The organism is Caulobacter sp. FWC2 (assembly GCF_002742625.1).
In the GTDB taxonomy this organism is placed as follows: Bacteria; Pseudomonadota; Alphaproteobacteria; order Caulobacterales; family Caulobacteraceae; genus Caulobacter.
Genome location: NZ_PEBF01000001.1, coordinates 1713875 through 1735336, shown reverse-complemented (window position 1 = coordinate 1735336; position 21462 = coordinate 1713875). Strand labels below are relative to the sequence as shown.

The following is a 21462-nucleotide window of genomic DNA, read 5'->3' as shown; positions in this document are numbered from 1 at the left end:
TGCGCTCAGAGTAGTAGGTGGTCTGTCGCCATGGCGATCTTCCACTTCTCCGTCAAAGTCATCAGCCGCGCCACCGGGGCCAGCGCCGTGGCCTCGGCCGCCTATCGCTCAGCCTCGCGGCTGCACGACGAGCGGCTGGATCGCGACCACGACTTCACCAACAAGAGCGGCGTCGTCCATTCCGAGGTCATGCTGCCGGACGGCGCGCCCGGGCATCTGTCGGACCGCGCGACGCTTTGGAACACGGTCGAGGCCGGCGAGAAGCGTAAGGACGCCCAGCTCTCACGCGAGGTCGAGTTCGCCATCCCGCGCGAGATGGATCAAGCGCAGGGCATCGAGTTGGCCCGCGACTTCGTCCAGCGCGAGATGGTCGATCGCGGCATGGTCGCCGATCTCAATGTGCATTGGGATATTGGCCCCGACGGACTGGCCAAGCCCCATGCCCACGTCATGCTGTCGATGCGCGAAGTGGGCGAAGACGGGTTCGGCGCCAAGGTCCGCGACTGGAACCGCACCGAGCTGGTCGAGCATTGGCGCGAGGCCTGGGCCGATCACGTCAATGAGCGGCTAGCGCAACTCGACATCGACGCGCGGATCGATCACCGCAGCCTGGAACACCAGGGCATCGACCTTGAGCCGCAGAACAAGATCGGCCCCGCCGCTGGCCGCAGAGCGGACGAAGGCCTGGAGGCCGATCGGCTCGACGAACATCACGAGATCGCGCGAGCCAATGGCGAGCGGATCATCGCCGATCCGCGCATCGCCCTGGACGCCATCACCAAGAGCCAAGCGACCTTCACCCGCCGCGATCTGGCGATGTTCATTCACCGCCATTCGGACGGCAAGGAGCAGTTCGATCGGGCGATGGGCGCGGTGCAGGCCTCGCCCGATCTCGTCGCCTTGGGTCAGGACCGGCGCGGACAGGACCGGTTCACCAGCCGCGAGATGATCGCGGTCGAGGACCGTCTGCATCGCGCCTCCACCTTGATGGCGGAGCGTCGGGCGCACCGGGTCAGCGAGCTGGATCAGCGCCGCGCCATGACGCGGGCCGAGCAGCGCGGCCTCGTCCTCTCCGGCGAGCAGAAGGCGGCGTTCGAGCACGTCACCCAGTCCCGCGATCTGGGCGTGGTGGTTGGCTATGCCGGCACGGGCAAGTCGGCGTTGCTGGGCGTGGCGCGTGAGGCCTGGGAGGACGCCGGCTATCACGTCCGGGGTCTGGCGCTGTCGGGCATCGCCGCCGAGAACCTGGAGGGCGGATCGGGCATCGCCTCACGCACCATCGCCAGTCTTGAGCATCAGTGGAGCCAGGGGCGCGAACTGCTGGACGCCCGCGACGTGTTGGTGATCGACGAGGCCGGCATGATCGGATCGCGGCAGATGGAGCGGCTGCTGTCGGCGGCCGACAAGGCCGGGGCCAAGGTGGTGCTGGTCGGCGATCCCGAGCAGATTCAGGCGATCGAAGCCGGGGCGGCGTTCCGGTCGATCGCCGAGCGTCATTCCCACGTCGAGATCACTCAGGTTCGCCGGCAGCATGAGGACTGGCAGCGCGACGCCACGCGGCATCTGGCCACCGGCCGGACGGGCGAAGCGCTGGCGGCCTATGACGCGCGCGGCATGGTTCATGCGGCCGAAACGCGCGACCAGGCACGCGAGGATCTGGTCGCGCGGTGGGACCGCGACCGACTCAACGAGCCGGGCAAGAGCCGGATCATCCTGACCCACACCAATGACGAGGTCCGCGATCTCAATCTGACGGCGCGCGAGCGGTTACGCCAGGCTGGAGCCTTGGGGGAGGACGTGGCGGTCAAGGCCGAGCGCGGCGAGCGCGCCTTCGCGGCCGGCGACCGCCTGATGTTCCTGAAGAACGATCGCGGGCTTGGCGTGAAGAACGGCATGTTGGGTGAGATCGAGCAGGTCTCGCCGACCCAGATCACCGTGCGTCTCGACGCCGGACGGTCGGTGGCCTTCGATCTCAAGGACTATGCCCAGGTCGATCATGGCTATGCGGCCACCATCCATAAGAGCCAGGGCGTCACCGTCGATCGGACCCATGTGCTGGCGACGCCGGGTATGGACCGCCACGGCGCCTATGTCGCCCTGTCGCGGCATCGCGACAGCGTGCAGGTCCATTACGGCCGTGACGAGTTCGAGGATCTGGGCAAGCTAACCCGCGTGCTGTCGCGCGAGCGGGTCAAGGACATGGCCAGTGACTTCGCCGAGCGGCGCGACATCCGCGTGCCGGCGTCTATGCGCCCGAAGGATCAGCCGCAGCGCGAGCGCGGCATGTTCGCCGGGTTCCGGCCGGCCGGCCCAGCGCATCAGCCGGCGGCGCCGGCGCGCGATCACGACCAGCTTGCGCAGCGCCAGGCGATGGAGCGCCACGCCCGCGCCGCGGCCGACGTCATGCGGATGAACGACCGCGGCTTGCCGGTGCTCGCCCATCAGCGGCGGGCGCTGGAGGAGGCGCGCGAGGCGATGGGGAAGATCGGCGCGCACGCCACCAAGGATCTGGAGCGGGCTTATGTCCGCGATCCAGGCTTAGCGGGTGAGACGGCCTCCGGCCGCACGCAGCGGGCGATCCGAGTCCTTCAGCTTGAGGCCGAGGTTCGCGCCGATCCGCGTCTGCGCGCCGATCGGTTCGTCGAGCGTTGGCAGGGCCTGGAGCGCCAGCGCTCAGCACTGCATCGCGCGGGCGACATGACAGGGGCCGGCCAGGTCAAGGACCGCATGGGCGCGATGGCCAAGAGCCTGGAGCGCGATCCGCAGGTGGACTCGCTGCTGCGCGCCCGCAGGCCCGAGCTTGGGCTCCCCGCAGAGATTGGGCGGAGCGTGGGCCAGGGACTCTCGGACTACCTCGGCATCGGTCGCGGCCGAGGGCTTGGCTTGTAGGAGGATGGGATGGATCAGGACATCGGATCAGAGGCGCCAGTCGATCCGGCGGCGGTCGCGTTCGAGGCGTTGCGGCGGGAGGTGGCCTTGCTGAATGTCGCTCTGACAGGGCTAGCCGCCGAACGCGCGTCGGCGCCAGACTACAGCGAGACGCTCGAGGAGATCGCTCAAGGCGTGAGGGTCGCGGTTGGACGGATAGGGAAGCTGGCGACGAGTCCAGCGTTGGCGGCTATGCCCGGTGAAATAGCGCGGCAGATCGCGGCGGCCGGTGATGAGGCTCGCCGGCAGGACCGCGCGACCTTGCATCAAGCCCAGGAGATGCTTCAACGGGCGGCCGGCGATCTTCGCGGCTGGGTCGATACGGCGCGTTTGGCCAGCGTGCAGAACTGGCGATTGTTGCAAGCGGCGTTGGCCGGTGTGGTCGGGGGCGCGATCTTGGGCGCGAGCTTTCCGGTCATCGTTGCGCAGGCGGCTCCAGAACAATGGGCTTGGCCCGAGAGGAGGGCGGCCCGCGTGCTTCACCGCGATATGTGGCCGGCTGGTGAGCGGCTGCTGGCTGTTGCTGACTCGCAGCGTTGGCGGGAGATGCAAGCCGCGCGGCGGATCGTCGAGCAAAACCGCGACGTGTTGGCTCGGTGTGTAACGGCAGCTCAGAAAGCCAAGGGCGCAATGCGCTGCCTGATCAGCGTGGACTCCTTGAACGCGCCATGATGCGCATGTCCTCGCCATTGAATGGGGTAGCACTCAGTGCTACATATTTGACATGACCGAGGCCAAGGACGTCGCGCGGGTCTTCAAGACGGCTTGGTTCACCAAGGCGGCCAAGAAAGCACTGATCAAAGACAGCGAGCTTTGCGCGGCGGTTGCGGCGGCCATGGCTGGCCAGGCCGATGATCTGGGTGGCGGGGTGTTCAAAAAGCGCCTCGACAAGAACCGCAGCCGCAGCATCATCCTGGCCAAGGGCCGAAGGTATTGGGTTTACGCCTATCTGTTCGCGAAGAAGGACAGGGCGAATATCGACGACGACGAATTGAAGGCCTTTCGCAAGCTGGCCGACCTCTACGCCGAAAAGACCGATGTGGAGATCGACAGGGAGCTACAGGCCAAGGTGATTGTGGAGATCTGTCATGACCAAGCGCAAGTTTAAGAGCGACGCCTTCGAGGCGATCCATGACACCGTCGCCGGGATGCACCGGGCCGGCACGATCGACAAGGCCACGATGCGCGACTTCGACGCCACGTGCTTGACCGTGCCGCCGATGATTGAGCCCGCGCAGATCAAGCAGCTGCGCGAAAGCAATCACGTTAGCCAACCGGTCTTCGCTCGCTATCTCAACACCAGCGAAAGCACCGTGGAGAAGTGGGAGGCCGGAGCCAAGAAGCCCAGCGGCGTGGCGCTCAAGCTGCTGGCGATCGTCCAGAAGCACGGGTTGCAAATTCTTGCTTAGCTGATCGTTATGAGCGCTCATGATGTCTGCTTACGAGCGCGGCATCCCGTCCGGACCCGCCCTCAAGAAGGCGGACCACGGCGGAGAAGTACAATACTGGCAAACTCGGCCATCCGCGCCGACAACCTATTGGGCGGGCCTCGACGACAGATACGCGATCAATGCGGCCCGCTTGGCCGGATCGAGGACGCTGATCGGCATCTTCGTCCCCGGAACTTTTTTGGTCGGTGCCGCGAGAAATTCGTCGAGCACCTTCGCATCCCATATGATGCCGGAATTCTTCATCGCCGCCGAATAGTTGAAGCCGGCGACCGAGCCGGCGCGGCGACCGATCACGCCCCCCAGATTGGGACCGATGCCGTTGCGTCCACCTTTTTCGATCGTGTGGCAGGCTTGGCAGGTGCTGAAGGTCCGCGCGCCGGCGGCATTGTCCGGCGGGGCGGCGGGCATTGCATTGGCGCTGAACACGGCGACCGGGGCCAAAGCTGCTAGCGCGCCATATATCCATCTCATCAAAGCGCTCCGGGTTGTGAAGTGGGATTGGTGGGGCCCTGCGGGCCAAGCTCGGGAGGAAGCCCGAGCAGCGCGCGATCGGCGTTGCGATCAGTCTCGCTTGAAGTGAAATCGTCGAAGGCGCGGGGCGTGACGCGGATAATGTGGTCACGGATGAACGGCGCTCCCTCGCGCGCGCCGTCCTCGGGATGCTTAAGCGCGCACTCCCATTCGAGCACGGCCCAACCCGAATAGTCGTTAGCGGCCATTTTCGAGAAGATCGCGCCGAACTCGATCTGCCCGTCGCCCGGCGAGCGGAACCGCCCTGGGCGATCGACCCAATTCTGATAGCCCCCATAGAGACCGCTCCGACCATTGGGTCGGAACTCCGCATCCTTGACGTGGAAGCAGCTAATCCGCGTGTGATAGATGTCGAGAAAAGCCAGATAATCGAGCTGTTGCAACAGCAGATGGCTCGGGTCGTAGAGGATGCGCGCGCGGGGGTGCTGATCGACGCCATCGAGGAACCGCTCGAAAGTCGCGCCGTCGTGCAAATCCTCGCCTGGATGGATCTCAAAGGCGCAATCGACGCCGCAGTCCTCGAAGGTGTCGAGGATCGGGCGCCAGCGCCGAGCAAGCTCCGTGAAGGCCTCGTCGATCAGTCCAGATGGGCGCTGCGGCCACGGATACATATAGGGCCATGCCAAGGCGCCGGAGAAGGTGGCGTGCGCGTCGAGGCCGAGCCGCTGGCTGGCGCGGGCGCCGAGCTTGACCTGCTCGACCGCCCAGGCTTGTCGTTCCTGCGGATTGCCCCGCACGGCCTCGGCGCAGAATCCGTCGAACAGCCGATCATAGGCGGGATGCACCGCGACCAGTTGGCCCTGCAGATGGGTCGAAAGCTCGCTCACCACGAGACCGTGCTTGTCGAGCCGGGCGCGAAGGTCGTCGCAATAGGCCTGGCTTTCCGCCGCCGTTTCGAGGTCGATCAGGTGCGGCGTGGCGGGAATCTGCAGGGCGACATAGCCAAGTCCGGCCGCCCATTCGGCCAGATGATCCAGCGTATCGAACGGCGGCTGGTCGGATAGGAACTGCGCCAGGAAGATCCCGGGGCCCTTGATCGTCTTCATTGTCCGTTCCCCGGAAAGGCCAGCCACGCGCGGGCGTCGTTCGAGCGCACGGCGCGATCGATCAACCGCATCGATCGCAGGCCGTCGTCGATGCCGGGCAATAGGTCGTTCAGCGAATCCTGGGCGCCTTCGATGGCGTCGGCGAAACCGGCATAGAGCGTTGCGAAGGCCTCAATGAAGCCTTCGGGATGCCCACTCGGCAGGCGAATCGCGCGCTGCGCAGTCGGGTGCAGGCCGGGACTGCCGGCGTGAATGATTTCGGTTCGCGCGTCGGGCCATCGGAAAATCAGGTCGGCCGGCGCGTCATGCCGCCATTCGAGACTGCCCTGCTCGCCATGGATGCGCAGCTTGAGCCCATTGCGCTCGCCCGTCGCGATCTGCGACGCGGTCAGCACGCCGGGCACGCCGCCCTCGAAGCGCAGCAGGATATTGCAATCATCGTCCAGTCGCCGCCCGGCGACGACGCGGGACAGGTCCGCCACCAACTCCACCACCCTCAATCCGCTGACATATTCCGCGAGCTGGAAAGCATGGACGCCGATATCGCCGATCGCCCCGCCGCAGCCCGCGCGATTGGGATCGGTCCGCCACGCGGCCTGGACATTGTCAGCCTCGATCGGGTCGGACAGCCAGCCCTGCGGGTAATCGACCATGACCTTGCGGACCCGTCCGATCGCGCCGGACGCGATCCGCGCGCGCGCCTCTCGGATCATCGCGTAGCCCGTATAGGCATAGGTGAGCGCAAAGGGGCATCCGGTCCGCGCCACAAGAGCGGCCAACGCCTCGGCCTCGGCCAGCGTCGCGGTCATCGGCTTGTCGCAGATGACCGGCAAGCCCGCCTGAATCGCCGCCGCGGCAATCGCATAGTGGCTGTCGTTGGGCGTCGCGATGGCGATGGCCTGGACGGCGTCGTCTCGGTGTTGTTCGCCCGCGATCAAAGCTTCGATGCTGTCATAGGCGCGATCGGCGGAAACGCCCCAGAGGGCCGCCTGGGCGAGCGACTTTTCCCGCGTACGACTGAAAGCGCCCGCCGCGAGGATAAATCGCGCGTCGAGGCACGCCGCCATGCGGTGCACCGGACCAATGAAACTGCCGGGGCCACCGCCGATGAGGCCTAGCCGGAGAGCTTCCCGCGTCATCCGCGCGTATTGCCCGGTTCGCGAACTGGAAGCCGCGCGTCCGCTTGATCTGCCCGCTGGGCGCCCGGCGTCTCGCGGAAGGTGAACGCGAACAGGAGCATCGCGACACAGGCGATCACCGCCGGTACGATCCAGATCGTCTTCCAGTCGTGGCCGCCACCCACTTCAACATTCATCGCGTAGACGACGCCGGCAATGTTGGATCCGACGACGACGCCGATACCTTGGGTGATGAGATTGAAGAAGGACTGGGCTCGCGACCGGGCCTCCGCATCGAACTTGCGATCGACATAGATCTGGCCGGACACGATCAGGAAATCGTAGCAGACGCCGTGGATAATGATGCCCAGCAACACCATTGGCATAATCACGCTTCCGCCCTGATAGCCAAAAGCAAAGAGCAGAAAGCGAACACCCCAAGCGCCCATGCCGATCATCAGCACATGCTTGATGCCCAATCGTCCGAGTAGAAACGGAAGGCTGACCAGGATCAGCGACTCGAAGATCTGACCTGCCGTCTGGATGCCCGTCGCCTCAAACCGAATGCCGAGCAGCGTCAAGTGCAGATCCTTGTCGGCAAAGAAGGCGTTGGCATAGGTGTCGTAGAAGCTGCGCGGGATCATCAGCGTCAGAGTGCAGGCGATAAAAATCCAAAGCGCGGGTTCACGGTGGCGCAAGATGACGTCCAGCCCAAAGAGCGCGGGAAGGCTGACAACCCGGCCGGTTGCGCGCGGCGGCGTGTTGGGCAGGATGAAGGCGTAGAGCCCGAGCGCAATATAGATGCCAGCGGCGATCCACATCGGCATCGCCGTCTGCGCGGCGCCGGCCACGATGCCGACCAGCAGGCCGGCGACGATCCAGCCCACCGTGCCCCACACGCGGATGCCCGGAAACTCCTTGCCGACATCGGTCATGGCGTTGAAGGCGATCGCCGTGGCGAGCGGAATGGTCGAGGCATAGAAGATGAAATGCAGGAGGCAGCCGAACAGGAAGAGCGACGGCGACGTGCGGATCGTCGACACCCAAAGCAAGGCCGCGCCGGCCAAGATCGACAATATGCCGAGGAGCTTTTCCGCCGCGACGAAGCGATCCGCGATCATGCCGACAAACAGGGTTGAGAGAATCGTCGCAACACCGGCCATGCCATAGGCCGCGCCGATGATCGTATCGAAATGCAGGCCCTTGCTCATGTAGGCGCCGAGCGGCACGAACCAGACGCCCCAGGCGAAATACTGCGCGAACATCATGATCGACAGTCGCAACTTGACCATCACCGTTGCCTCCCCCGAGCCAGGGCGTCACCCTGGCAGCCCCTCAATCGCACATCGGGAGTGGGTCATTTGGACGCTCTTCCGATGCCGTTTCCTCTCCATCCGCGCTTAGGCGGTGTTTGGAACCATCAAACATGAGATCGATCTCATGACAATCCGAAAAAGGCGCTCGTCGGCCAGCGATCATGAAATCGAGAGGGTCTACTCTGGGCCGCGGCCAAGGCTCTCCCGCACGATGATCTGGTGCGGCAATGTCGCGTAGATGGGATCGATTTGCTGGCCGGTCAGGATGCCCAGCAGAAGTTCGACGGTTTTCCGGCCGATCTCCGCCATCGGCTGACGCACGGTGGCCAAGGGCGGATCGACATAACGGGTCATCTGAATGTCGTCGAAGCCCACCACGGAGACGGCGTCTGGACAGGGTATTCCGGCAGAACGCGCCGCCGCGAGCGCGCCGATCGCCATCTCGTCGCTGAAGCAGAAGATCGCAGTCGGCCGCGGTGCGCGCGCGAACAGCAACAGGGCGGCGGCGCGACCTGATTCGATCGAGAAATCGCCCGCCTCGACCATCAGCCTGGCGACGATACCGTAGTCCTCGGCCGCCGCTCGCGCGCCGGTCAGCCGATCGCGCGTCAGCGGGCTGTCGGCCGGCCCGACAATCAGCGCGATATCGCGATGACCTCTGTCGTAGAGCGCCTGCATGACCTCGTAACTGGCTTTAGCGTTGTCGATGTGGGCGCTCGAAACGCCGAGTGAAGGCGTGAACTCGCAGCCGTTGACGATCGGCGCACGGCCGCCTTGGCGCGCCAGGACCTTCGCCAGCGTCGCGGGCAGGCGATGGCCGAGGAAGATGAAGCCGTCCGCCTCCTTGCGGTTGAGCATGTCCGCGTACTGCTCCTCACGCTCGCGCTCGTTGCGCGTGTCGCCCAAGAGGACGGCATAGCCCGCCTTTTGCGCTGCTTCCTCAACCCCGCGGATGACGTGTGAGAAGAACGGATTGGCGATATCGGGCACGGTCACGATGATGCGGCCCGTCCGCGTCGTGCGCAGGCTGGCCGCGACGGAGTTGCGGATATAGCCGAGCTCTTCGACCACCTTGAGAACCCGCAGCCGCGTTGCCTCCGCCACCATTTCAGGATTGGCGATGACGCGGGCGGCGGTCGCCCGCGAAACGCCCGCGGCGATCGCGACGTCGCGGACAGTGGTCATGGCGTGACGATGCCTTCGGCTCTCTCGAAAGATGATACTCGGCGGACGATAGCGGCGCGAAAATGAGGCACTGTGATTGAGACTGAGATGGGCCCGTTCTTTTTACAAGCTAATTATAGAGCGCCTGGCCGGTGCCGAGTACGTACCCGTCACGCCCATGCGAAACCTTGTCGTCTCACAGGTGAACGAACGGGCGCCAGGGGTCGCAACGCGCCGCTATGGCCGAAAGAAGCCTTGGGCGCGGAGCCAGTTTTCTAGCAGAAGCGGCCAAATTGATAGCAACGGGTCTGACCCACCCAGCCCGGTGCCATGCTCGCCCTGTGCGAAATCATGCATCTCCACCGGTACGCCCTTTTCTTGAAGCGCCATGTACAGACGCACGGCGCCCGCGACAGAAACAAGAGTATCCGTCGTGGTATGGTATATGAAGGTAGGCGGTTCCTTTCCTGTCACGCTCCGGGTTGGGACGAACCGGGTATAGTCTTCTGGAAGACAGGGGACCTGCTTTTCCAGCGCGAATAGGCAATATTGGGATGTGCCATCCTTGGCGATGATGGTCCCTTCCAGCCAGGGATATCCGAGGATCAGGTAGTCGGGGCGGCTGCTGACCCGCTCGACCTCGTCGGCGGATCGCGCGTCGCCGGCCGTCGCGTAGACCGCGGTGCTCGCCGCCAGGTGTCCGCCAGCCGAGAAGCCCATCATGGCGATCCGTGACGGGTCAATCCCGAAGTCTTTGGCATGGGTCCTGACGAAACGGATGCTGCGCGCACCGTCCTCAAGAACGGTCGGCAACCGCGCCGCTTTGCCGGTTCGGTAGGTCAGGACAAAAGCGGTTACGCCTCGCGCCGCGAACCACGCCGCAGGATCGCTGCCTTCCAGACCAGAGGCCAGCATCACATACCCTCCGCCAGGGGCGATCACGACGGCGGGGCTGGTGCCGCGCTGCGCGGCGGGTCGGTAGATCGTCAGGCTCGGGACGTCGTCCGCCGTATCCCCCGTCGAGCCTGGCGCACGCCCGTCCCACAATCGGTAGCTCTCGTGGCGCAACGCGGCGGGCGTATCGACGCGCAAGGACTGCAAGGCGTTGGCCGGTGCTCCGATCGCGGGAGACGTGAGCAGCGCACACGCCCCCAGTAAGGCAAATGCTGATCGGCGGGCGGCGGCGATGCTCCGTGCCAGGACGTTTGGTGGATCGCGCGGTAACAGGCGCATGGCTCTCCTTCCGGCTGGTTTGGAGACGGGAAACGGCTGCTTGCACACGCGCGCCAGCGCGCAAGCGAAAGCCCAGGGACGCCGTTCAGTCCCTGGGCTTCGCCCACCGTCAGCGCGCGATCCGCAGGGTCAAGAAGGCCGATCGGGGCGACGCCGGCTGGAAGGCGTTGCCTGCGACATAGCCGTCGCGATTGAGCAGGTTCTTCACGTTGAGGCGGAGATCGCAATTGCCGAACTGGTAGCCGAGAAACGCATCGACGTCGGTCTGGGTGGGAATGACGACGTTGTACTGCCAGTCCGAATTGAGCACACCGCGCGTGGACGACTGGGTGTGGAGCCAGCCGCCGACATAGGTTCCTTTGAGCGCCCCTTCCGGCAAGGCATAGCGCGCCGATAGGTTGAAAGCGCGCTTCGGGGTCGAGGGGAAGCGAAGCCCCTCCTGCTGTGGCACGTTGGGATAACTGGTGTACTTCGCGGTGGGCAGATAGGTGTAGTTGGCGCTGATCTGCAACGCGCTGCTAGGCGTCCAGACAATATCCCCTTCCACGCCTTCGACCCGACCGGCCCCTCCGAGATGGAAGACGGCCATGCCGGTTTGCCCCTGCTGCGAATAGTCCGGGGTCGCGATGTCGTGCAATTCATCCTGGAAATAGGAGACGGTGCTGGCCAGCCGCCCACCGAACCAGGAAGTTTTGACGCCGATCTCTTTGCCTATGCCGCGCGCCGGCGGCACAACATCTCCCGTATTCGGCTCGACCAGGCCTGAGGGGGTGAACGATTTGGAATAGTTCAGGAAGAACGACGTCTCGGCGAGGCGCGAGGTCGGGTCGAACGGCTTGATCAGGATCGCGGCCTGCGGCGTGAAGGCGTGGACGCCCAGTTTGTCGGTCGAGGTCTTGCTGTACCGCCCGCCCACGACGACCCGGACGCGTCCATCAAAGGCTGATGCCTGTTCGGCGACATAGAAGGCGTGCGTCCTTACCTTCGAAGTCTTCGAAAGATTGATTACGGGGTTGGGATTGGCCGCCGTCAGCGCAGCGAATTCCTTCCCCAGCAAGCGCGGTCCGTCGACGAAATAGTCCCAAGGCTGACCGCTTGAATTGAGCGCCGGCCCACCAACCCAGACGCGATAGTGATCCGACTGGCTGTGCGCCAACTGATAGCCGATCAGTGTTTCGTGGTTGATCGGTCCGGTATCGAAATGCAGTGCGGCTTCAAGCTTGTTCTCCCAGCCGCTGCCAGCGATGTCGCCAGCGAGCAACCCGGAAATGACGCTGGACTTTCTATCCGCACCGATGACCTTCGCGCCGCTTTGCAAGATGGTGAGGCCGTCCCAGTTGTACTTCTGGCTGATGAAGACATCGCGCAGTTCGATGGCGTCGTTGGGCGAGAAATGAACTCCCCCCTCGAAGACCGTCAGGTCCGACTTGTTGAAATTCTGCGGCCCGAGCACGTTGCCGCGCCGCCCGTTCGGCACATATTGCGGCACGGTGATCGTCTGTGGCGGCTCAAGCGGGCCGTAGTTCTGCGCGACCCAGGCGTCGAGGGGCACCCCCCAGGGCGAGCCGGAACCGATATAGCCTTCGTGGCTCACCGGCAGGGTCGAGATCTGCATCTCATGAGAGGTCTTGCGGACGCCCACATCGAAGCGGAGCGATTTGATCGGTTCAACGCGGAGCGCGCCGACGATCGTCCGCTCATCATGCTTGGTCCAGTCCACCCAGCCGTCGCTGTCCTTGACATAACCGTCGATCAGATAGGCGACCTTGTCGGGCACGAGCGCGCCAGTCGAGAAAAGCTCCGCGCTCTTGTAGTTCCAGCTGCCGCCAGTCAGCTCAACATAGCTTTCCGATTTGAACGAGGGGCGCTTGTAGATGATGTTGATCGTGCCGCCGGGCGGCACGTTGCCATTGAAGACGGCCGATGGCCCCTTCAAGACCTCGATCCGCTCGACCGCGACGGACGAGCCGAGCCCGCCGGTGATCGACAAGGTGCTGAACCCGTCGATCTGCGGCGCGACCGCATAACCGCGCACACTGAAATTGGTCGGCGTTTCGCCGCTGTTGCTCTGGCCTGTGACGCCCGTCAGCGAGCCGATCGCATCCATCAACTGGGTCGATCCAGTGTCGCGCAAGAACTTGTCGGTGACGGCGGAGATCGACATCGGCGTATCGACGATGGCGGTAACTAGGCCCGTCGCACTGGTCGTGGCATCGACGCGATAGCCGGTGACGACGATGTCCGAGACCAGTGAGGATTCAGGGGACGACTTGCTGTCGTCCGCCTGCGATGCAGGTATCTGGGTCTTCACTGTCTGCGCCCAGGCCGGCGCGACAAAGGCCGCCCCCGCGCATCCGGCCATCAGCGCCGCCAACAACCCTGCATTCCCCCGAGTTTTCTTCATGTTCCCTGCTCCCTTTCGTTATTATGGTTGGTCTTATCCCCGCATTGAATTCCGGCGGGTGCGGATGGCCCGGGGCAAACGCCCCGGACCGCACGAGGCCGAGGAGTGCTTCACGCGATCTCCAGGTACGGCTCCGCGATTTGTGTGAGGGTTGTCGCCTCGATGGTCCGCAGCCGTTTCTCCCGGAATCGAGAGGGGTTCACCCCCTTCAGATTTAGAAACTGGCGGTTGAAATTGGCGATGCTCCAGTAGCCACAACCAAATGCGATCTCGGTGATGCCATCATCCGTCTCCAGCAGCCGATGACACGCTTCGTTGATGCGTAATCGATTGACGAAGCCAACGAAGGTCAGCCCGGTCGCCTTCCGGAAAAAGCGGCTGAAGGCATGCGGGGTCAGCCCGACGAGGCCGGCCACATCCACTTGCTTGATTTCCTGCCCGAGGTTCTCGCGAACATGGCGGTCGATCTGTTCGATCCGCCGACGGGTGGTGGTCGCGCTGCCTTTGCCGGTGGAATAGCCGGAGCTGGCCAGCGGGCGGAGATCATCGCCACCCTGCGCCAGGGTCTCGAGGATCTCGAGCAGGCCGATCAGCCGGGCCATGCCGACCTTGGCGGAAAGCCCCGAGATGGTCTCCTGGACCCTCGCGGCGGTTTCGCCCTGAACCTGCAGCCCCCTTTGCGACGCGATGCGAAGCAGCGCGGCGATGTCGCGGGCTTCGGGCAATCCGAGAAAGTGCGTATCGACGACTTCGGGCCGAAATTGCAGCGTGGTCAATTCCGGCCGAGCCCAGGGGGCCAGCGGCGAGGTGTCATCGTGGTAGAAATGCGGGAAATTGGGGCCGAGCAGGACGAGGTCTCTGGCACGATAGGGCTCGACGCTGTCGCCGACGAACCGCGTCCCTTGTCCCCTGACAATCCACCCGAGCTCATATTCCGGATGATGATGCCACGCATCATGGCCGGCTAAACCGCCCGAGGATAACCGCACGCTGCAAAACGGTCGTGCAGACGCACCTGTCCCCCAGTCCAGCATCATCCCCTCCCTGAATGAGATCGATCTCATTTCTTTAAATTATTGGTGAAGCAAACATCCGATGTCGTCAAGATACCTTTGAAATGGGGCCGATCTGTCGCGTCTCGCGAGGCCTAACGCGTGAAATCGGCGCGCTCGACCCGAAAACGATAGTCGCCCGACCCAAGATCGAGCCGCACCCTTTCGCCCGCGTTGGTGGACGCCATCGCCTTGTCTCGCCGAAGCGGGCGACCGCCTTCGCGGATTTGCGCCGTGGTTCGCGCGGGTAGCAAGAGCTCACAGCGCGCGTTGGCCGGTATGCTCAGGTCCAGGCTGAACGCACCCTTTTCTCGCGACCACTGCGTTGCGATCAACCCGGTCCGGCTTTCGAACCGCGCTCCGCCCGTCGGCAGGCGGGGATCATAGACGGGGTCGAAGCGAAAGCGGGTAAAGCCCGGCTCGATCGGATCGATCCCGGCGATGCGCCGGAACATGAAGCCAGCCACAGCGCCCAGCGCATAATGGTTGAACGAGTTCATCTCGCGGTCACCGACATCGCCGTTCCAGCGCTCCCAGATCGTCGTGGCGTTGCGCGCGATCATATAGCCCCAGGAGGGGTAGGCGGTCCTCAGCAGCAGGTCGTAGACCAGCGCGTGGTGCCCCGCCTCGGCCAGGACGTCGAGACTGTAGGGCGTGCCGAGAAAGCCGGTCGATAGAAGCGTGCCGCGTCGTCGGATATCGGCGACCAGGCGGTCGGCCGCGTTGGCGCGCAAAGGCGTCGGCAGAATGTCAAAATGCAGGGCGAGGATATAGCCCGTCTGCGATCCGTTGCCGACGACGCCATCGGGTCGCACGTAGCTCTGGTTGAAGGCGCGGGCGATCGCTTCTGACAGGGCGCGGTAACGTCGGACGGCCTCGGCGCGGCCGGTCGCCTGCGCCATCTCGGCCATGGCGTCGGCCGCCCCCTTCCAGAAGGCCGTACCCACCAGATCCTTGGGGGTCGTCGGGTCGCCGGGCTGCTTTGCATCAAGCGCCAACCAGTCGCCGTAGTCGTTGCCGCGCTTGGTCTTCCAGAGCAGGTCCGGGTTGGCGACGCGGATCGACTCCAGGAAGCGCTCCATCGCCTCCCAATGCTCATCGATAACGGCCGTGTCGCCGTAACGCCGCCAACTCGTCCAGGGCAGGAAGACGCCGGTGTCGGCCCAGCCCGGCGAGGAGCCCGGCTGGGTGAAATGCGCACGATCGGTGTCGGGCGCGATATCCGGGAACGCGCCGTCGGCGCGCTGCCCATCGCGCACGTCGCGCATGAACTTCCGCGTGAAGGCGGCGGTGTCCATGTTGAAGCAGGCGGCGTCCCAAAAGACATGGGCGTCGCCCATCCAGCCAAGCCGCTCGTCGCGCTGGGGGCAATCGGTCGGGATGCCCATGAAGTTCGACCGCTGGCTCCACAGCCCGTTCAACCAAAGGCGCTGGGGCACATATTGACCCAGCTTCAGTTGCCCGGTCTCCGGCAGGCTGCTGCGGACGACGACCGCCTCGATATCGTCCGGCGCGAGCGCCCCGGCCAGTCCATCGATCTGGACATAGCGAAAGCCATGATAGGTGAAAGACGGCTCGAACCTCTCGCTCGCCGCATCGCCGCGCAATATCCACGTATCCGTCGCGCGCGCCGCACGCAGGTTGGATTGGTCGATGCTTCCATCGGGCTTGAGCAGCTCACCGAAGCGCATCGTGATGCGCCGCCCAGCCTCGCCCTTGGACCGCACGCGAATCCAACCGGCGAAGTTCTGGCCGAAGTCGACCACGACGCTTCCACCGCCCTTCGGCGAGATCGCCTTCGGCCGCAAGGTGAGAGACGCGGTAATCGGCTGCACCGCTGATCCGACCATCGCGACCGGCGACGTTTCGACGGTCCGCGCCGCCTCCCAGCGGTCATCAGGATCGAACGACACGGTCGCCCAGCCGGGCTGCTCGAGCCGGGCGTCGACATCCTCGCCATCGTAGATATCGCTGTAGGTGATCGATGACCGCGCGACCGACCATCCCTGATCGGGGGCCACGATCTCATGCTGACCATCGACATAGTCGAGTTCAAGCTGCGCGCGCAGGCGCAGCGGCGGGCCACCAAAGCCGTAGCGCCCGCCCGGCGCCAGATAGCTTCCATACCAGCCGTCGCCGACCATCGCGCCGAGCAGATTGCCGCCCGGTCGGATAAGATCGGTCACGTCATAGCTGCGATAGAGCACATGCCGGCTGAAATCAGTCCATTCGGGCGCCAGCAGCGCGTCGCCGACCCGCTCTCCATTGATCAATGGCGCATATGCGCCAAGCGCCGCGATGTAGAGCCGCGCCGAACGCACGGCCTTGACGACTTCGAACGGTTTGCGGAGCAGGAAGGCCCCGTTACCGGGCAAAGACGCTTCCCCCCCGCCGGGGTTCGCCATCGGCCAGGCGCTGTCGTCGAACGCCTGCCGATCCCATCCGGCCGGCTTGCCGACGGTCGTTCGCGAACGTTCGCCAGGCACATGCAGAACACGGCCCGAGGCGAGCGTCGCACGGATCAGTATCGCCGCGCGGGGCTCCCGAAAGGGATCCTCGTTGCGCGCGTCGCCGGACATGAACAGCGCCAGCAGATGCTTGCCCGGCGCGAGGGATAGCGCGGTGCGACTGGGGGGCGGCGCGCCGAACGCAGCCGGATCGCGCGGCGGCAGCGGCAGCACCGCGCCGTCGAGCACCGCCTCGGCGGGGCGGTTGCTAATGGTGTAGATCAGGAGTTCCGCCGCCTCGGGCAGATCGAAGGCCAGGCGAAAGCAGCGCCCTTCGGCGCCGGCCAGCTCCTTCCCGCCGATCCAGTTGAACCCTGCCAGCCGGTCGTCGCGGAACGAGCGCGTCTCGGCGCCGACCCACCCACCCTTCCAGTCATCGGGTTCGAGCAGTCCCATCTCCCAGCTCGCGACCGTGCTGGAGGCCGTTGCGCCACGGTCATCCCGGACGACAACCTTCCAGAAGCAGCGCGCTCGCGACGGAAGCTTGGCCCCGCCATAGGGAATATCGAAACAGCGAGGGCTCTCCACCCATCCGCTATCCCAGAGATCGTACGCGCCCGCCGCCGCTTGCTCTCGGCTGCTCGCGACCCCGATGCGATAGGCCCGTTGAGCCGTATCGCGCCGACCCGACGCGATCTTCCAGGAAAGCCTGACCTGCTGCGAGTGCAGCGCCCTCGGCTCGACCAGGGAATCGACCTGAAGATCTGACACCAGCAACGCGCCAGACGCGGGGGCGCCGAACGATTGCGTGGCCATCGCGCCCGCGCCGACAATGGCCATGAACCCGCGCCGGGATGTCTCGTGCGTCGACATGTCTTCCCCTCCCTGTTCGTTTTGACCGGCCCGCGGCGCGATCAGCCGCAGCTGTTCGACACCGGCTCGCCCGCCAGCCTGTGGGCGAGCCATTCGACGGATGGGGTCAGGTCGAGATTGCCGTGTTCTTTTTCCGGCTGCAGGATTCCCTGCACCTTCGAGCCCAGGTGGCAGGCCTGTCGCACCGCCTGCGCGGTCCAGGCGGGATCGAGGAAACTGTCGCGGCCGCCATAGAGAACCAACATCGGCGCCGCCGCGCGGCGCTTCGGCAGCGCCAGACCCGCCATGATCGCCTTCATCTGTCGCCGTGCGGCCAACGAGGCCGGCTTCAGTTCGTCGGGCGTGATCTGCTTCAACGCCTCGAGCCGCTCGCCCGCGTGCGGTCCGGTGCAATAGGATAGCTTTGTCCAGTTGCGCGCGACCGATCCGCGGCGATACGGGCCAAGATCGAAATCCGGACGTCCGCGGCTGAGCGACATCAGCATCCAGACATAGGCGGCGGTCTGGTCCGGGTTCAGCTTGCCGACGGCTGCGATATCAACATAGTCGGTGAACCGCGCGGCGGGCGCGAAGGCGAAGACGCCCAGCAGGTTGAGGTCGGGCGCATAGGCCGCGGCCACTTCGTTGGCGCCCCACACCGCGCCGCCGCCCTGTGATCCGCCAACCGCCAGCCAGCGATTGGAAACCGCGCCGGGCCGCAATTGTCGCAACGCCCGCACCGAGTCGATGATGTTCCGCCCGGCGGCCTCGGCATTCAGGTAGGCATGGACGCCAGGCTCGCCCAGACCTTCATAGTCGGCCATCGTCACGGCGAAACCCTGAGCGAGGAATTGCGCCACCAAGGGCGCGATTCCGCTTAGGTCCGGCGACAGGGACGGCGCGCATTCGGGCAGTATCCCGGTCGTGCCGTGCCCGATCGCGACCACGGTCCATCCCCCTTGCGGCGGCGGCCCCGCCGGCAGGAAAGCGCTCGCGGACACGGTAATGGGCGCGCCGTTCCACGCCGATACCGAGGTGTAGCGGATACGGAAGGGCGTCGCCCCGGTCGCGCGAATGCTCGGAGCGACCTCGGTCAGCGGCATTCGGTCGATCAGCCCGCCGACCTTTTCAGCTGATGCGCCAGGTCGGGTCGGGGACTGACTCCAGCTAGGACCGGCGGTCGCCAGCAAGGCGGCGACGCCCAACGCTGGAAGCATCGTCCAGCGAGCAGAGATGGTCATGACAATCGGCCTCCAATGGTTGCGCCGCGAGTCCACGCAGGACTCCGCCTCCGCGGTGATAGGCGTCCTCAGAACTTCGGCATCGTCAGGCCGAGCCGGGCGAGCTGCTGTTCGAGATGCCGCAGCGGCTCGGGGCCGGGGCCGGGATAGACGCCCTCGTATGGCGTATTTCCCACGAAGCCGAGTTCCTCTTCGCCCTCGGGTAGGGTGTAGTAGCCAAGCACGACAATGGCGCGCAGGCTGGCGAAGAACGCCGCCGCCTGTTCGCAACCGGGGGCGATGCGATCGCGCCAGGCGATCATGTCGAAGATCACGCGCCGCTGCGCGTCGGTGGCGCATGCGAAGGACTTGGAAAATCTTTCCATTGCTTGGGCGTCCATCCAGACAAGCCCCGCCAGGATCAGCGTGCGATCCGCCGCCTGTCGCGCATAGGGCGCGCTGACCCACTCATCGACGAACGCGTCGATCCCCAGGGCGCTCGGCGGTTTCCGTCCGGCAGGCGGAGGAAGAACGATGTCGGCGCAGATGCGGATGAGCGCCCGCTGCTCTGGGCTGAGCGAAAGCGGCCAAGTCACCTTCTTCTCGCTCATGTTCGGATCCGCGCCGTAGCCGGGGGCGGCTATCGGCTTCAGCATCAGAGCGGGCCAGCCGATGCTCGCGGCGCGCGCCGGACCCGTTGGCAGGGCCATCGGGCTTGCCAGCGCCGCGGTGAACCAGGCGATCGTCCGCCGGCGAGTCAGCGTGGGGAACGGCTCGGTCACAATGCGCCCTTCCTCAACTGCGTGACGAGGTGCTCCATGCCACGCATCGCCAGCGCCATCATGGTCAGCGTCGCATTCTTGTGCGGGTTGGAAGCGAACACCGCGCCATCCACCAGAAACAGATTGGGCACGTCCCAGGTCTGGCCGTATTGGTTCACGACCGAAGTCCGCGGGTCGCTTCCCATGCGCGCTGTGCCCAGCTCATGGATGATACTGCCGCCTTCGCTGATCATTTGCTCGGGGCTGGGCAAAGGCGCGTCGAGCTTGGCGCCCATCCGCTCGACGATCCGAGCGATGGTATGGGACGCATGATCGACCATGCGCAGTTCCTCATCGCCCCATTTCCAGTGAAAGCGCAGAACCGGCAGGCCGAACCTGTCCTTTACGGTCGGATCCAGGTCGCAATAGCTGTTCTCGTTGGCCAGCATCTCGCCGCGCACCGCGAAGTTTATCCTAGCGCCGAAGGTGCGGTGGATGTCGGCCTTGAGCGGCGCGCCATAACCGTCCCCGCCGCCGCCCAGGGCCAGGACCGGGTCCACGAACCGGCCGGCGAACTCGATATGGTAGGCCCTCTTGAAATCCAGCTGGCCCGCCGCCTGCTCCTTGTAGAGCCAGAACGGGATGTAGCGATGCGGCATCCAGATGCCGTCTTCATTGTAGCGCGGCCGGTCGAACAAAGCCGGGATCGTCGCCTGGACGTCGGCGCCGACCGTATCGGTCAGGTTGCGCCCGACCTGGCCGCTGCTGTTGGCTAGGCCCTGGGGCGCGTGATCGCCGATGGAATTGAGCAGGATGCGCGCCGTTTCGCACGCGCTTGCCCCCAGGACGACGACGCGGGCCGCCACGAACCTGGGCGTCCCATCCTCGAAATAGTCCACACCGGTGGCGCGACCGTTCGTGTCGGTCCGGACTCGCGCGGCCATGGCGTTGGTCAGGATCCGCAAGTTGCCGGTCGCCAGCGCCATCGGCAGCAGCGATGTCGTCGTCTGGAACGCGGCGCCGATCGAGCAGCCCCGCGTGCAATCGGTGGCGTTGAAACAGGCCTGACGCGGGCTGTGCTCGTCGGGTAGATCATGCGTCAGGATCGCCATCCGCGTCGGGATGCAGGGGATATCGAGCGCGTTGCACGCCGCCTCGACCAGGAGTTCGGGAACGCGCGGCTTCGGCGCTTCGTGGAGCACGCCCGGCGGCGACGCCGGATGATTCTCCAGATCGATCTGACTGCCGCAGACCCCGACGAGCTTTTCGACCCGGTCGTAGAACGGGGCGACATCCTCATAGCCGATCGGCCAATCGACGCCATGTCCGTCGCGCGACCGCCCCTTGAAGTCATAGGGACCAAAACGCGGCACATGCCGCCCCCAATGATTGGTCCGTCCGCCCAGCATCCGCGCGCGCCACCAGCGGAAATGACTCCCCTCGGCCGACGTGTAGGGCTCGCCCGGCACCTGCCAGCCGCCGTTTACCGTCGCATCGTAATATCCAAAGGGCTTGTCGTCGGTGCCGGTCCCGGCCAGCGGCGCCTCGCGCGAACGATCGAACATCGGCGTCTCGGCCGGGTCGTAGTTCCGCCCCGCTTCGAGCAACAAGGTCCGGACGCCCGCCTTGGCCAACACGTAGGCCGCCATGCCGCCCGAAGCGCCCGAGCCGACAACGATGACCTCAGGGACGTAGCCATCAGGCAGAGGCATGCGTCGCCCTCCCTGAAAAGCCCGTGGAAACATCGCTTGCCGTGGTCACGCATTCCCTCCGCCCCGCATATCCGGACAAGGTCGCGGGTTGAGACCAAGTCTATTCTCGCCTGACATCCCGGTTCAACGCGGCGTTTGCCGCCGGGCCGATACTTTTCTCGCCTCCCTCCCATCGCCCCGCCGCACAAGGGCAATTGGGTAGCTGGCTTCGGCAAATTCAGGCGTAG

Annotated in this window: 16 protein-coding genes; 4 read left to right on the top strand and 12 right to left on the bottom strand. The window is 65.2% G+C overall.

What is annotated here, in order from left to right; all coding sequences use genetic code 11:
* Window positions 1-30: 30 nt before the first annotated feature.
* Genes traA through CSW62_RS08475 form a run of 4 tightly spaced genes read left to right on the top strand, consistent with a single transcriptional unit; the run spans window position 31 to window position 4337 of the window.
* A complete protein-coding gene (traA, locus tag CSW62_RS08490) occupies window positions 31-2889 on the top strand; it encodes a Ti-type conjugative transfer relaxase TraA (protein ID WP_099576818.1) in 2859 nt (952 codons plus the stop codon).
* Window positions 2890-2898: 9 nt separating this feature from the next.
* Complete coding sequence (locus CSW62_RS08485) at window positions 2899-3600, top strand: DUF6118 family protein (protein ID WP_099576816.1); 702 nt, start codon at window positions 2899-2901, stop codon at window positions 3598-3600.
* Window positions 3601-3652: 52 nt separating this feature from the next.
* Window positions 3653-4036: a type II toxin-antitoxin system RelE/ParE family toxin gene (locus CSW62_RS08480; RefSeq protein ID WP_099576814.1), complete on the top strand. Its 384-nt coding sequence runs from the start codon at window positions 3653-3655 to the stop codon at window positions 4034-4036.
* Entirely contained in the window at window positions 4017-4337 is a 321-nt protein-coding gene (locus CSW62_RS08475; protein ID WP_099576812.1) for a DNA-binding transcriptional regulator, read from the top strand. Before CSW62_RS08480 ends, CSW62_RS08475 begins: the two co-directional genes overlap by 20 nt.
* Before the next feature lie 126 nt (window positions 4338-4463).
* Here the strand turns inward: CSW62_RS08475 and CSW62_RS08470 are convergent, their stop codons facing one another.
* The 12 genes from CSW62_RS08470 to CSW62_RS08415 all read right to left on the bottom strand — a co-directional run bounded on the left by CSW62_RS08470 (window position 4464) and on the right by CSW62_RS08415 (window position 21172).
* On the bottom strand, window positions 4464-4820 hold the full coding sequence (locus CSW62_RS08470) for a cytochrome c family protein (RefSeq protein ID WP_199170548.1): 357 nt from the start codon (window positions 4818-4820) through the stop codon (window positions 4464-4466).
* A gap of 29 nt (window positions 4821-4849) precedes the next feature.
* Entirely contained in the window at window positions 4850-5956 is a 1107-nt protein-coding gene (locus tag CSW62_RS08465; protein WP_099576810.1) for a sugar phosphate isomerase/epimerase, read from the bottom strand.
* Window positions 5953-7095, bottom strand: a complete 1143-nt coding sequence (locus tag CSW62_RS08460) for a Gfo/Idh/MocA family protein (protein WP_099576808.1) — start codon at window positions 7093-7095, stop codon at window positions 5953-5955. The genes CSW62_RS08465 and CSW62_RS08460 overlap by 4 nt, the downstream gene beginning before the upstream one ends.
* On the bottom strand, window positions 7092-8366 hold the full coding sequence (locus tag CSW62_RS08455) for an MFS transporter (protein WP_099576806.1): 1275 nt from the start codon (window positions 8364-8366) through the stop codon (window positions 7092-7094). Before CSW62_RS08455 ends, CSW62_RS08460 begins: the two co-directional genes overlap by 4 nt.
* 201 nt (window positions 8367-8567) lie before the next feature.
* A complete protein-coding gene (locus CSW62_RS08450; RefSeq protein ID WP_099576804.1) occupies window positions 8568-9575 on the bottom strand; it encodes a LacI family DNA-binding transcriptional regulator in 1008 nt (335 codons plus the stop codon).
* Between the two features lie 216 nt (window positions 9576-9791).
* A complete protein-coding gene (locus CSW62_RS08445) occupies window positions 9792-10787 on the bottom strand; it encodes an alpha/beta hydrolase (RefSeq protein ID WP_099576802.1) in 996 nt (331 codons plus the stop codon).
* 109 nt (window positions 10788-10896) lie between these two features.
* A complete protein-coding gene (locus CSW62_RS08440) occupies window positions 10897-13191 on the bottom strand; it encodes a TonB-dependent siderophore receptor (RefSeq protein WP_099576800.1) in 2295 nt (764 codons plus the stop codon).
* A gap of 110 nt (window positions 13192-13301) precedes the next feature.
* Entirely contained in the window at window positions 13302-14228 is a 927-nt protein-coding gene (locus CSW62_RS08435) for an AraC family transcriptional regulator (RefSeq protein ID WP_158235405.1), read from the bottom strand.
* 110 nt (window positions 14229-14338) lie between these two features.
* The gene (locus CSW62_RS08430) at window positions 14339-17563 is read right to left on the bottom strand and encodes an alpha-L-rhamnosidase (RefSeq protein WP_199170547.1); all 3225 of its coding nucleotides are present in this window, start codon (window positions 17561-17563) and stop codon (window positions 14339-14341) included.
* A gap of 41 nt (window positions 17564-17604) precedes the next feature.
* Window positions 17605-18783, bottom strand: coding sequence for a lipase family protein (locus CSW62_RS08425; RefSeq protein WP_099576796.1), 1179 nt, complete (start codon window positions 18781-18783; stop codon window positions 17605-17607).
* Between the two features lie 68 nt (window positions 18784-18851).
* Window positions 18852-19544: a gluconate 2-dehydrogenase subunit 3 family protein gene (locus CSW62_RS08420; protein ID WP_099576794.1), complete on the bottom strand. Its 693-nt coding sequence runs from the start codon at window positions 19542-19544 to the stop codon at window positions 18852-18854.
* Window positions 19541-21172: a GMC family oxidoreductase gene (locus tag CSW62_RS08415; RefSeq protein ID WP_233206636.1), complete on the bottom strand. Its 1632-nt coding sequence runs from the start codon at window positions 21170-21172 to the stop codon at window positions 19541-19543. Before CSW62_RS08415 ends, CSW62_RS08420 begins: the two co-directional genes overlap by 4 nt.
* Window positions 21173-21462 lie beyond the last annotated feature (290 nt).

Coding starts and splice junctions, on each gene's coding strand:
- traA (WP_099576818.1), top strand. CDS start 31: ATGGCGATCTTCCACTTCTCCGTCAAAGTCATCAGCCGCGCCACCGGG.
- CSW62_RS08485 (WP_099576816.1), top strand. CDS start 2,899: ATGGATCAGGACATCGGATCAGAGGCGCCAGTCGATCCGGCGGCGGTC.
- CSW62_RS08480 (WP_099576814.1), top strand. CDS start 3,653: ATGACCGAGGCCAAGGACGTCGCGCGGGTCTTCAAGACGGCTTGGTTC.
- CSW62_RS08475 (WP_099576812.1), top strand. CDS start 4,017: ATGACCAAGCGCAAGTTTAAGAGCGACGCCTTCGAGGCGATCCATGAC.
- CSW62_RS08465 (WP_099576810.1), bottom strand. CDS start 5,956: ATGAAGACGATCAAGGGCCCCGGGATCTTCCTGGCGCAGTTCCTATCC.
- CSW62_RS08460 (WP_099576808.1), bottom strand. CDS start 7,095: ATGACGCGGGAAGCTCTCCGGCTAGGCCTCATCGGCGGTGGCCCCGGC.
- CSW62_RS08455 (WP_099576806.1), bottom strand. CDS start 8,366: ATGGTCAAGTTGCGACTGTCGATCATGATGTTCGCGCAGTATTTCGCC.
- CSW62_RS08450 (WP_099576804.1), bottom strand. CDS start 9,575: ATGACCACTGTCCGCGACGTCGCGATCGCCGCGGGCGTTTCGCGGGCG.
- CSW62_RS08445 (WP_099576802.1), bottom strand. CDS start 10,787: ATGCGCCTGTTACCGCGCGATCCACCAAACGTCCTGGCACGGAGCATC.
- CSW62_RS08440 (WP_099576800.1), bottom strand. CDS start 13,191: ATGAAGAAAACTCGGGGGAATGCAGGGTTGTTGGCGGCGCTGATGGCC.
- CSW62_RS08435 (WP_158235405.1), bottom strand. CDS start 14,228: ATGATGCTGGACTGGGGGACAGGTGCGTCTGCACGACCGTTTTGCAGC.
- CSW62_RS08430 (WP_199170547.1), bottom strand. CDS start 17,563: ATGTCGACGCACGAGACATCCCGGCGCGGGTTCATGGCCATTGTCGGC.
- CSW62_RS08425 (WP_099576796.1), bottom strand. CDS start 18,783: ATGACCATCTCTGCTCGCTGGACGATGCTTCCAGCGTTGGGCGTCGCC.
- CSW62_RS08415 (WP_233206636.1), bottom strand. CDS start 21,172: ATGGCGGCCTACGTGTTGGCCAAGGCGGGCGTCCGGACCTTGTTGCTC.